We start from the raw sequence: 12,214 nt of genomic DNA on the forward strand, positions 1-12,214 counted from the left end.
TGCAGCGGCTTGGTAGAGCTTATCCGGCGCTAGGAGTCCACGGGGAGTAGTTACGGTGCTTGGGCCGCACGCTCAGGGATTGGGTTGGTGCAGCGGGGCGGCGCACGTTGCGAATAGGCGATGATCCCGGTGATCATCATTCGCCGCCCCACTGCGGTCCGTCGCCCGGGCCCTCAGGGCCAGGGCAGCTTGCGGGTTACTTGCTGTATCCGAAGACCTTGTTCCACTTGGCCAGGTCGCCCTTGCCGAAGGTGGCCGCGTCGGAGTTCGCCATCCGGTAGACCTTGCCGGAGTCGGCAGCCGGAAGCTTGACGCCCATGATGGTGGGCGGCTCGACGTCGGTCCGGGCGGGGTATTCGCCGAGCTGCGCGAAGACCTTCTGGCCCTGCTTGGACAGGTTGTAGTTCATGAAGACCTTTGCCGCCTCGACGTTCTTGGCGGAAGCTGCCATACCGAGGTAGTAGTCGTACGCGACGAGGCCTTCTTCGGGAACAATGAACTTCACAGGTGCCTTGTCCTGGACGGCGGAAATGTTGGTTCCGCTGATCGTAACGGTTCCGACAGCGACCTCGCCGCGCGCCAGGGCGGTGGCTTCCGCGCCGAGGGAGTCATAAATGGTCGGCTTTTGTGCCGCGTACTTCGCGAAGTAGTCAGGGCCCATCTTCGTTTCCATGAACCTGTTCAGCGCCGCGGTGCTCCCACCGGAGCCGCCCTGGACAATGCCCAGCTTTCCCTGCCACTTGCCGCTCACGGCGTCGGCCCATGACTTCGGCGCGTCCGCTTCCTTGACCAGCTGCGTGTTGTAGCCCAGCGTGTAGACAGAGTTGAACATGCGGGTGAACTGGCCCCCGTCGATCGAGACGTCCTTGAACTGCGAGGCGCCCGGAACATCGTAGGCCTTCCAGACCTTCGCATCCTCCAGGGTCTTGGCGATCCGGTAGTCGGAAGTACGGATGACGTCTGCCCCCAGCTTCCCGGCGCCCTGTTCGGACTGGACACGTTCCGAGAGCTTGTTCGGGGTCAACCGCACGACGTTGACCTGGATGCCCGTGTCCTTGGTGAAAGCTGCCACGAGGGCTTTCTCGGATGACTCGGTGTAACCGGAGTAGAGGCTCAGCGTCTGGGTCTTGGCCTTGTCGTAGGTGGCCTTGTCCGCGATTTTTTCACCGTTGATGACCAGACCGTCGTCGGTCTTCACCTCTGCCGCTGCCGTGACGACGCTGTTGCCCTGGGCGGAGCCGCCGCAGGCAGCCATGCTCAGCGAGAGGACGACGCCGAGGCCGATCAGGGGGATTTTGGACGCTAACTTCATTGTGTAGACCCTTTCAACTGTTTTGGTTGGTGCAGCTTTATTTGGTGGTGTCGAGCTTGCGGTCGGCGCCCACCTTCTGGGCGATCACCGCCAGCACCGCGATGACGACGATGTACAGAACACTGACCGCCGCGGCGGCCTGGCTTTGTCCGTTGTCGAAGTTGTCGAACACCAGGATCGAGAGAATCCGGGTATCGGAGGTGAAGAGGAAGATCGAGGCGCTGAGCTCCCGCATTGAGAGCATGAGGAACAGCAGGAACGATGACGTGATGCCGACGCGCATGAGGGGCAAGGTGACGGAGACGATCGCCTTGGCCCGCCGCGCACCGAGCATGACGGCGCTGTCCTCCAGGTCCTGGTCCATCTGCAGCATCGAGGCGGAGATGCCCCGGTAGCCCTGCGGGAGGAAGACCGCCACGCAGGCTATTGCCAGGATTGCCAGCGTTCCGTAGACCGGAACCGGCAGCAGCAGCCAGGTCCAGAGCAGGCCGATGCCCATGACGATCGCGGGAACCGCAAGCGGCGTCATCGCGATCAGCTCGATCAGCTGGCCGCCGCGCGACTTGGTCCGGTACCGGACATAGGAAGCGATGAAGCTCAGCGTGGTGCCCGCGATCGCGGCCAGGAGTGCCACCATCACGCTGTTGCGCAGCGCGAGCTGGAAATCGTGGGAACCGAGCACGTCAGCGAGCTTGGCGAAGCTCATCGCTCCGGTCTCGAAGAGCTGGGAGATGGAGGCCACGAACGGTGTGGCCTGCATGGACGCTGCCAGCAGCGCGAGCATCGGGAGGACGACGGCGACGGCGAAGTAGGCCAGGGCGATGATGGTGAACGGCCAGCGCAGCTTCCGCAGCGGAACCTGGCGGGGCCGGTTGCCCTTGCCCGTCACGGTGGTGAACTTGCGCTTGTTGATGATGCGCTGCTGGATCACGGTGATGATCAGCAGGGCGGCCGTCAGAACAATCGCGATGCTGGCCGCCTGGTTGCTCTTGGCCGGCGTCGCGCTCATCAGACGGTAGATGTAGGTGGGCAGGGTGTCGATGCCGGCCGGGTTGCCGATCACCTGGGCGACCGGGAAGTTTTCCATCGTCAGGGCGAAAACCAGGATTGCGGAGCCCAGGACGGCCGGCAGCGCCAGCGGCAGCGTGACCGTGCGCAGCATGGTCTTCAGCGTTGCCCCGTGGACCGTGGCGGCTTCTTCGAGGTCGGCGTTCATCATGGACAGCGAGCTGTGCATCAGCAGGAACGCATACGGGGCATAGAAGATCCCGAGCACGAAGATCAGCCCCGGCAGGCTGTAGATGTTGATGACGAAGTCGATGCCGAGGTCACGGAGCAGGATGTTCAGGTAGCCGGCGCTCGGGGAGGACAGCAGCGACCACGCCAGGGCACCCACCAGGGCGGGGATGAACATCGGGGCCATGCCGATGAAGAAGATGAACTTGCGCAGCGGCGCGTCGGTGCGGGCACAGACGAAGGCCAGGAACGCCCCGATGACCAGAGCCACCACGGCCGACCCGGCGCCCACCATGAGCGAGTTGCCGAGCGCCCCCAGGGCTTCCGGGCTGGCCAGGAGCTTCAGGTTATCCAGCGTCAGCCCGCCCAGGGAGATGTTGCCCGGCCGGGGAACGGCGTCGGAGAACGCGGCGAGCAGGACCAGGGCCAGCGGGAGCAGTACAAGGACACCCAAAATAGCGATGATGATCATTGCTGGCGTGCTTTTACGCAGATTCGCCAGTGCCTTGGTGCGGCGGAAGGTGGCCGGCGCCGTGTCCTGTTCCCCATCCGTGGTCAAGGGGCGCGCCAATGGCGTTTTGATACTCATACCAGTACCTCCGCCGGGAGGATCTGCACCTGGGCGGGTTCGATGGTGACCCAGACCGAGTCGCCCACCTCGTGCTGTTCGCCGCGCTTGATGGTGCCGAGGGCGTCCAGTTCCAGCCCGCCCTCCAGTTCGACGGCGTAGCGGATGTCATTGCCCTGGAAGCCTGCCACCATGACCTTGCCCTGCCAGGCGTTGGGCGCCGTCGTGGGCCGGGAGCTGATCTGGAGGTCTTCGGCGCGCATGCAGACCTTCATCTGCTGCGACGCCGCGCCGGCGCCCTGGGTGGAGTGCACGGTGAGGTCGTGTCCGGCCACCTTGGCGGACGCTGATCCGTCCGCGGCGGACACGGACTCGCAGTCCATGACGTTGGAGACGCCCAGGAAGTGGGCGATCGAGGCGCTGGCCGGTGTCTCGTACATTTCCCGCGGCCCGCCGATCTGGACGATTTTGCCGCCCTGGAGGAGGGCGATGCGGTCCGCCAGCGCGAAGGCCTCGTGCTGGTCGTGGGTCACGTAAACGCAGGTCAGGCCCAGGCGCAGCTGGATCTCGCGGAGTTCGACGCGGAGTCGGTCACGGAGCCGGGCGTCCAGGTTGGACAACGGCTCGTCAAGCATCAGCACGCTGGGGCGCATCACCAGGCTGCGGGCCAGGGCCACGCGCTGCATCTGCCCGCCGCTGAGGAGGCTGGCGCCCCGGTCGGCGAACTTCTCCAGGCCCACCATGGTGAGGACCTCCATCACGCGTTCCCGGGTTTCGGCTTTGGAGAGCCGCTGCAGCTTCAGGGAGTACGCGACGTTCTGGAAGACCGTCATGTGCGGCCACACAGCGTAGGACTGGAAGACCATGCCGACGTTGCGCTTGTTCGGCGGCAGGTTGATGCCCTTCTCCGAATCGAACACCACGACGTCGTCGATGATGATCCGGCCGGAGCTGGGTTCCTCCAGGCCGGCGAGGCAGCGCATGGTGCTGGTCTTGCCGCAGCCGGACTGGCCCAAAAGGACCAGTGCCTCGCCGTCGCCGACGTCTAGGTTGAGGTTCTCGATGGCGACGAAATCGCCGTACTTGAGCTGCAAATTCTGGATGCTGATTTTCATGACACGTCCTTGTGAATGTAAGCCTGCCGCCCGGTCAGTCGCCGGGGACGAGCACTGTTCCTTCGCTGATGACCCTGGCGGACCGCTGGAATGCGACTTTGGTGGGAACCGCTGCGTCCAGGGCCGTCCTGGTCGCGCCGTTCAGAAGATGGATTGTCAAAGTGTCTTCGCCGCTTTGGTCCGGCTGGGAAACCGAGGAGTTCGCGACGACGGAGCCGGCGCGTCCGTAGGCGGCGGCGATGGCGACGGCACTGGTGAGGCCGATGGCCGGATGCAGGGCGCCCATGGAGATCATCCGCGCCGAGACCCCGGTTTCTCCGGCCGGAGGCGGACCGACGATGCCCACCTTGGGGATGGAGGTCAGGTGGCTGGGGATGCCCATGACCTTCGCGGCCGCAGCCCGCAGCGCGGGGGCCATGTCGACCAGCTGCTCGAGTTCTTCCGCGCTTTCCTGGCCGGTGAAGCCGAAGTCGCGGGGATCGAAGATCGCCGCCGGCGCTCCGGCGTCGATCAGGGTGGCGTGGAAGGTGCGGCCCTGGACGGTGACCTCGTCGATCGGGTTGCCGGTGGGCATCTCCGTCTCGAAGCTGGTCCAGCTGCTGCTCTCGAAGATGATGTCCACCGGCACGCCCGGGTAGTACTGCCCCGGGATCTGCCGCGCCCCGTAGGTGGGGACTTCGCGTCCGGGGGTGGGAACCTCGCAGACCAGGCTGAGCCCGGTGACTATGTTGACGATGGTGACCCGGGAGACGCCGTCGGCCGGGGGCACCAGCCGGGCGTGCAGCGCATACAGGCCCAGGCCCGTGGCGCAGTTGCCGCAGTTGCTGTCCCACTCCACCGAGGGGTTGTCGATCGCCACCTGGGCGAAGCGGTAGTTCACAACGCCATCCGCCGAGCCAAGGTCGTCCACGATGATCGCCTTGCTGGTGGTGGAGGAAGCGCCGCCGACGCCGTCGATCTGGCGGAGGTCCGGGGAGCCGAAGGTCCGGATCAGCAGGCGTTCGATATCGGCGGTGTCCGCCGGCAGGTCGCTCTGGCGGAAGATCCAGCACTTGCTCGTCCCGCCGCGGACCAGGGCGGCCGGGACCTGAATGACTGACGTTCGTGGGGAGTCCGATTCCCCCAAATGGACCGTGCCGGTGGGGCTGGTCATGGTGTCTCCTCAATGGTGCCTGCGTACCGTCGTTGGTACCGGTCGATCTTTGAAGCGCATTCGGTACAGTTTGAAGAAACTGTCCTCGTTTTCGGTCGAATGTATACCGTTTGCAAGAAGCGAGCAACAAAAATGTGTGTTGGCACACACCCTTTACCGAAATGTGACGAGCGTCCCACCACGGTCTCCCCAGCGTGTCCACGAAAAGAGCCAGCGGTATACCGTGTGTTAAAATGGCCTTCGACTGTATGGTGAGTTCCATCAGGCCTGCCTGATGTTCACATCGTTGCTGCCACGAGGAGGAGACCAGCGATGAGCAATCCGGCCCTGATGAGCCCGTACCTGATGATCCGCAACGCGATCATCGCCCAGGAGCTCCCGCCAAAGGCCCAGCTGGTGGAGAGCGCTTTGGCCAAGAAGTACAACGTCTCCCGCACCCCCATCCGCGAGGCCCTGCGCCGGCTGGAAACCGAGGGCCTGGTGGAACGCATCGGCTCGCGCATGCAGGTCCGCGAGTACCGGCCCGAGGAGATGCTGGACCTGTACGAGGTGCGCTCCTTCCTGGAGGAGGCGGCCGCGAAGACGGCTGCGCTGCGCCACACGGACATGGACCTCATGCTGATCGAGCGGGCCCACCAGAGCATGGTGGACCTGAAGTTCGAGGAGGCCACCGCGGCGCAGCTGGCCGCCGTGAACCGAACCTTCCACGAACGCATCTGGGCCGCGAGCCACAGCGCGGCCCTCCTGGATCTGCTGGACCGCATCCTGGTCCACTTCATCCGCTACCCCGGCACCACGCTGGCCACGCCGGCACGCTGGAACCAGGTGCTGAAGGAACACGAGGAACTGGTGGCCGCCATTCGCGACCGGGACGCGGAGCGGGCCGGCAAGATCGCCAGCGCCCACCTGGAAGTTGCCAAGAACATCCGGATCGAGATGTATATCGACGCACAGGAGATCCCTGCGCCGTAAGACCCACGCACGTCACCCGGATGCCCGCGGGGCATCCGGGAGCACAGCCATGAGGAACTAGCGAAGGAGATCGACCAGTGTCAGGCATTGTCATCGTCGGCGTCGACGGATCAGAAACAGCCATGAAGGCAGCGCGCACCGCCGCGGACCTGGCCTCGGCCATGGGCGCAACCCTCAATGTGGTCACCGCGTACGCCAGCGACAAGATCGAGGTGGTGGAGATCGCGGGCGAGGACTGGACCGTCTCCGACTCGGAGCAGGCGCACAAGGTGGCCCAGCGCGTGGCATTGCTGCTGGGCGCATCGGGCGTCTCCACCACGTACACCGCCGCGCACGGGAAGCCCCACGAGGTCCTCATCAGCGAGGCCGAACGCCTCGAAGCCAAGGTGATCGTCGTAGGAAACCGCCGGATGCAGGGCCTCGGCCGCGTCTTGGGCAGCGTGGCCAACACGGTCGCCCACAACGCACCGTGCGACGTCTTCATCGCCAAAACCAACTAGTCCCGCGCCCCTCGCGGGCGCGGCACCAGCAGCAGGGAGCCCGGCCGGAAAGGCCGGGTTCCCTGTCGCGTTCCGGGCTTCCAACACCCCTCCCCCGCAACACTTCGCGTCACCTCTTGTCGGATTGCATTCTGTTGTATACATTCGTATTCAACAACGAGATGGGAGTCTGGACAATGGTGGAGAACGTGGACGTTCTGGTGGTGGGCGGCGGCAACGCCGGGTTTACGGCGGCGCTGGCTGCGGCGGAGAACGGCCGCTCGGTGCTGCTGCTGGAGAAAGCGGAGAAGGACCGCGCCGGCGGCAACAGCTACTACACGGCCGGCGCCACCCGCATCCCGCACGGCGGGCTGGGAGACCTGGCCGACGTCGTCGAGCCGGACGTGCGGCACGCCGTCACCGAGGTGCCGCCGTACACGCAGGAGGACTACCTGGCGGACCTGGCAAAGGTCTCCGGCGGCCGGAACGACCCCGACCTGTCCCGGGTGCTGGTGGAGGAGAGCCACGGGACGTTGCGCTGGCTTCAGCGGCAGGGGCTGAAGTACCGGCTGATGTACGAGCGGCAGGCGTACAGCCAGCCGGACGGGTCCTTTCTGTTCTGGGGCGGCCTGCACATCGGCAACGTCGGCGGCGGCAAGGGCCTGATGGCGGACCACGCGGCGGCGGCCGGGCGCGCCGGCGTCGACGTCCGCTACGGCCACCCCGTCACGGACCTGATCGTCGAGGACGGGCGCGTGGCCGGCGCGCGGTTCCGAGACGACGGCGACGGCGGTTCCGCCGGGGAGGTGCGGGCGGAGTCCGTGATCCTGGCCTCCGGCGGCTTCGAGGCCAATCCGGAGATGCGGCAGCGCTACCTTGGCGAGGGCTGGCAGAACGCGAAGGTCCGCGGCACGCCGGGGAACACCGGCGAGATGATCCGCGCCGCCCTGGACGCGGGCGCGGCGCAGGGCGGGGACTGGTCCACCTGCCACAGCGTAGCGTGGGACGCCGGGTTCGCGGAGAACGAGAGCAACTACGAGCTGACCAACCAGCTCACCCGCGGCGGCTACCCGCTGGGGATCGTGGTGAACCGCGACGGCGAGCGGTTCGTGGACGAGGGCGCGGACTTCCGCAACTACACCTACGCCCGCTACGGCCGCGACATCCTGCAGCAGCCCGGCGCCGTGGCGTACCAGCTCTTCGACGCCACCACCCGGCCCATGCTCCGCGCCGAGGAGTACCAGATGCCCGGCGTCTCGGTGATCGAAGCCCAGGACCTGGCCACATTGGCCGGGCGGGCTGGCATCGACCCGGCGGGGCTGGAACGCACGGTGGCCGGGTTCAACGCCGGCATCCGCACCGGCCGGCCGTTCGACCCGAACGTCAAAGACGGGCGCGCGGCCGCCGTGGTTCCGCCCAAGAGCAACTGGGCGCTGGCGCTGGAGACGGCCCCCTTCTACGCCTTCCCCGTCACCTGCGGCGTGACGTTCACGTTCGGCGGGCTGAAGACGGACACCTACGGCCGGGTTTTGGATAACGACGGCGCGCCCATCCCGGGCCTGCTGGCCTGCGGCGAGGCGCTCGGCGGGCTCTTCAGCGGCAACTACCCGGGCGGCAGCGGGCTGGCGGCCGGGGCGGTGTTCGGCCGGCGGGCCGGATCCGTCGCCTGAGCCTTTCCTACGTTGTCCTCCGCGTTCATTGCTAGCCGGCGGCGACGGCGTGGAGGGCGGCGGCGGTGCCCGCGGGGTCGGTCAGCATGGCACAGTGGTCCCCGCTCATGGTGACCAGCCGGGTGGCGCCCGGCAGGTTGGAGAGGGACATCCGCATCCGCCGTTCGGTGTTCTGCCGGTCGTCCTCGGGCCAGATGTAGGTCACGGGAACGCCGTCCAGGGCACCGGCGGCCAGGGTCCACGGTTCGAAGAGCGGCCCGGCGGGCTGCGGGGTGAGGCGGGAGCGGATGGCCCGGACCGCGGGGTCGCCCGGGTCCCGCGAGGAGAGCCAGCGGGAAGCCACCACGTCGGCGGGGACCACGTAGCTGCCGTCCCCTCGCTCCGCGGCTTCCCGCTCGTAGGTCTCGCGGATCGCGGGGTCCAGGGTGTCCGCCCAGGACTGGCCGGGCTTCCGGGCCTGGGCGCTGAAGTAGACCAGGTGCCGGACCTTGTCCGGACGCTCCAGGGCAGCGGCGGCGATCGGGTACCCGGCCATGCTGTGCCCGGCGAGGACCACGGGTTCCGGGGCGGCGGCCAGGCGCTCGACGACGGCGGCCACGTAATCGGCCACGCTCACCGCGCCGCGCGGGGTGGCATCGTTCCCGTGGCCGGGAAGGTCGAACGCGGTGGCCTGCGTGCCGAGGGCGGCGAGTTCGGCGATGGTGTCTTCCCAGCACCAGGCGCCGAGCATGCTTCCGTGGACCAGCAGGATCTCGGCGGGCATGGACTCTCCTTCTGGGGCTGGGTGCGGCCGCCGGGACTCCAGCGCCGCGATTGAATGCAAATGTATACTGCGAGCTGGGTGATGGGAACCCGGATGGTTGCCCGTGGACATCGGGTCCTGGCCCGGTGAGGAGCGTGCGTGGTGTTGGAGAAGTCGGTCTACAGCCGCCTGCGGGAGGACATCCTGAGCTCGGCGATCACGCCGGAGGAGACCCTCACCGAGGTCAAGCTGACGGAGCGGTACGGCGCCTCCCGCACCCCGGTCCGCGAGGCACTACAGCGGCTGGAACAGGACGGGCTGCTGGAGCGCCGCGGCAAGGTCCTGGCCGTTCGGACGCACACGGCCGAGGAGATCGTGGACATCTACGAGTCGCGGATCGTGCTCGAGGAGGCCGCGGCGGCCAAGGCTGCGCGGAAGCGGACGGACCTGGACGTCCGGCTGCTGCGGGCCAAGTACCAGAGCATGCGCGCGCTGGATCCGGCGAACGGGCCGGCCCTGGCCGAGGCGAACCGGGAGTTCCACGGCCTGATCTGGTCCGCGGCCCACAGCCCGTCGCTGATGCGGCTGCTGACCGGCCTGGACCAACAGGTCCGCCGCTACACCCTGACAACCCTCACCCACCCGGGCCGTTGGGACGCGGTGCTCGCCGACTACGAGGCCCTGGTTGCGGCGATCGAGGCCGGCGACGCCACGACTGGGGGCGACATCGCCGCCCGCCACATGACCGAGGCCCTGGAGATCCGCCTGCAGATGTACGCCGAGGACCCCACCCGACTTTAGGGTCGCTGTCGTCCGCCGCAAAGACAGCCACGTGCCGCGTGGCGACGACGGCCGGATCTGGGGTCTGTTGAAAGGTCGCGGGTTATGTGCGAGCTATCCTGCTGTTGGGGGACTCATCGGTCCTTGCAAACTGGCAAATGGGAGTTGTCCGGAGCATGGCAGAGGGCATTGAAGAGTCCGAGCGGGCAAAGTTCTATGGCCGCGGCGACTTAGCAACATACTGGCAGTCTGAGCGTATCGCTCAAGTAGTTGCCGGTTTCGACGCAGCAGGAGTTCCTGAGACGGCGGTTGATGCTGCCGAACTCTTCAACGTACAGCTGTACTTCGAAGCCGGAATTCTCCCTGCCTCATACACTCCGTCGGAACGTGCGGCCGCCGTGCAACTGGCGACTAAAATGCGCGCTGCGGCGTATAGGTTCTTTGGTGTCATAGACGGAACAAACCTGGCGGCAGCCCTCGCTGGGATTCCGCATTACTACCACTCTGATGTTCTTGAACTTCTCGCTCAGACAAATGCTTTCGATCGCTGCCCCGCCGGAGTGATGCTCCAGGCACTTGCCGATAACGGAATCGGCCTTGGGGAGCAACTCGGTAACCGGAGGCTCGTTTCCAGCTATGACAGCGAAATACGAAAAGCACTAATCGCCGATCCCGTCAATGCAGAATACTTGGTACGTAAGTACATCGCCCGAGATGCATCATCCCAAATGCATATTCCTGACAGCTTCACGCCCGCCGACTCACGCGACTTGCTAGATAGATATACTGAAAGTCCCCAAGCAAACCTAAACTTCATACGACTCATTGCTACCGCACCCAACGAAATGCATACAGCAGTTGATGCGAAACTCAAACTCAAGGCTAAACGCCGCGCAGAGCGACAAACTGAAGAACTTTTCGAAAATGAATCGACCGTAAAAGTTAAATCTGGCGTTGAAATACGGCTTGTCGAGTCTCAGGAGGAGCCCGCGGTAAAGGAATTTGATGCTGGTCGGATGACCTTCAAATACAGCAGGGTTTGGTTTGACGAAACGTTGGATAACCCAAGTATTCTAAATAACTTCCAGCACTTGTTCGAGTTTGCCGATGATCAAGCATTACTAACGTTACCTTCTTACCCTGCTGAACTGGGTATCGTTGATAGATTCATGAAAACCACCGGGCGCAAGGACTATCTAACTGGAGCTGCGTTCGACGCCAAGGATCTCGGTTCCCTGCTGCAGACGCGCATCTACCAGGACTACCTGTCTGGTGCCAACATCAATCTTGAAGGAGTGATCGCTTGGTTCTTTGATACCTATTTGGTCGAGGAATTCAAAGCGCTCAACTTTACCTTCGCACCTTCCGCGGAGTCCTCGTCGTACTTGGAGAAGGCACGGCACTTGTTCGCCGAAATGGAGGGACTTGTAAACCAATTCCAGCATTACGCAAGAGATGGTGAGTTGGATAGAGAACTTCTTTCCGTCAGCTCTGATCCCGTGGCGTACAAGACAATACCTAGTCTATTGGTAGGAAAATACGTTTACGCGTCCAACCTTCAAGAAATCCAGGACGTACTCTACACACTATTTGACGACCAGTCTAGACTGAAGTACATCAATTCCACGCTTAAGGAGCGGAGTGCCGTTCGACTCTTAATCGAACACGAGATCTCATACTCAGACTTCCACGAGCACCAGAAATCCACAGTGGATCACTTGATCGAACTCGGAGTGCTTGAAGATACGGGCATCCGAGTCCAAGTTAGTAATAGACATCAGTTGATGTTGCTTCACAGGCTATTCTCCAAGCAAGCGGCGGCGTATCACCATCTCCAGGCCGACGGTCGAGCGATAGTCAAGACTTTTGAAGATAGGGGCTGGGTGGTCCGCACATCAACACTTTTCACCGAATCAGAGTCAAGCTACTTTAACTACTTTCTGAACAAGGCTGAGTTTAGCAATGGCCCCGAGCTTCGAAACAAGTACCTACACGGATCGCAACCAAATTTCGCAAGTGAGTCAGAGCATTTTCGAACCTATCTCATTGCCCTCCGCATGCTGATAGGGCTTGTGATCAAGATTAACGATGAATTTTGTCTTACTCACGCCGAGAACGACATCCTCCTTGACCCGAAGGGCACCCCTTAAGGTGACTTTGAGGAAAGTTCAAATTTTATCCATTTAC

At 64.1% G+C, this 12,214-nt stretch carries 10 protein-coding genes; 5 read left to right on the forward strand and 5 right to left on the reverse strand.

All coding sequences use genetic code 11. The annotated features are described in order from the left end of the window. Positions 1-196: 196 nt before the first annotated feature. From ACUYM2_RS16500 to ACUYM2_RS16515, 4 genes are read right to left on the reverse strand one after another with little or no spacing between them, the layout of a single operon-like run. Positions 197-1,312, reverse strand: coding sequence for an ABC transporter substrate-binding protein (locus ACUYM2_RS16500; RefSeq protein ID WP_481601040.1), 1,116 nt, complete (start codon positions 1,310-1,312; stop codon positions 197-199). Between the two features lie 37 nt (positions 1,313-1,349). Then, entirely contained in the window at positions 1,350-3,137 is a 1,788-nt protein-coding gene (locus ACUYM2_RS16505) for an ABC transporter permease (RefSeq protein WP_481601041.1), read from the reverse strand. Then, positions 3,134-4,231, reverse strand: a complete 1,098-nt coding sequence (locus ACUYM2_RS16510) for an ABC transporter ATP-binding protein (protein WP_481601042.1) — start codon at positions 4,229-4,231, stop codon at positions 3,134-3,136. Before ACUYM2_RS16510 ends, ACUYM2_RS16505 begins: the two co-directional genes overlap by 4 nt. A 34-nt stretch (positions 4,232-4,265) precedes the next feature. Next, on the reverse strand, positions 4,266-5,384 hold the full coding sequence (locus ACUYM2_RS16515) for a PrpF domain-containing protein (protein WP_481601043.1): 1,119 nt from the start codon (positions 5,382-5,384) through the stop codon (positions 4,266-4,268). A gap of 312 nt (positions 5,385-5,696) precedes the next feature. On the opposite strand from ACUYM2_RS16515, the gene ACUYM2_RS16520 reads away from it, so the two are divergent. The 3 genes from ACUYM2_RS16520 to tcuA all read left to right on the forward strand — a co-directional run bounded on the left by ACUYM2_RS16520 (position 5,697) and on the right by tcuA (position 8,505). Next, entirely contained in the window at positions 5,697-6,356 is a 660-nt protein-coding gene (locus ACUYM2_RS16520; RefSeq protein ID WP_481601044.1) for a GntR family transcriptional regulator, read from the forward strand. Between the two features lie 77 nt (positions 6,357-6,433). Beyond that, a complete protein-coding gene (locus ACUYM2_RS16525; RefSeq protein WP_481601045.1) occupies positions 6,434-6,856 on the forward strand; it encodes a universal stress protein in 423 nt (140 codons plus the stop codon). A gap of 161 nt (positions 6,857-7,017) precedes the next feature. After that, entirely contained in the window at positions 7,018-8,505 is a 1,488-nt protein-coding gene (gene tcuA / locus ACUYM2_RS16530; RefSeq protein WP_481601046.1) for an FAD-dependent tricarballylate dehydrogenase TcuA, read from the forward strand. A 31-nt stretch (positions 8,506-8,536) separates the two neighbouring features. Here the strand turns inward: tcuA and ACUYM2_RS16535 are convergent, their stop codons facing one another. After that, positions 8,537-9,268 (reverse strand): alpha/beta fold hydrolase, encoded by a 732-nt coding sequence (locus ACUYM2_RS16535; RefSeq protein ID WP_481601047.1) that lies wholly within the window; start codon positions 9,266-9,268, stop codon positions 8,537-8,539. A 138-nt stretch (positions 9,269-9,406) separates the two neighbouring features. Here ACUYM2_RS16535 and ACUYM2_RS16540 point away from each other — a divergent pair, with 138 nt between their 5' ends. After that, positions 9,407-10,048: a GntR family transcriptional regulator gene (locus ACUYM2_RS16540; RefSeq protein WP_481601048.1), complete on the forward strand. Its 642-nt coding sequence runs from the start codon at positions 9,407-9,409 to the stop codon at positions 10,046-10,048. A gap of 155 nt (positions 10,049-10,203) precedes the next feature. Next, the gene (locus ACUYM2_RS16545) at positions 10,204-12,177 is read left to right on the forward strand and encodes a hypothetical protein (protein WP_481601049.1); all 1,974 of its coding nucleotides are present in this window, start codon (positions 10,204-10,206) and stop codon (positions 12,175-12,177) included. The last annotated feature ends 37 nt before the right edge of the window (positions 12,178-12,214 follow it).

It is taken from the genome of Arthrobacter sp. SD1074B, from assembly GCF_056780195.1.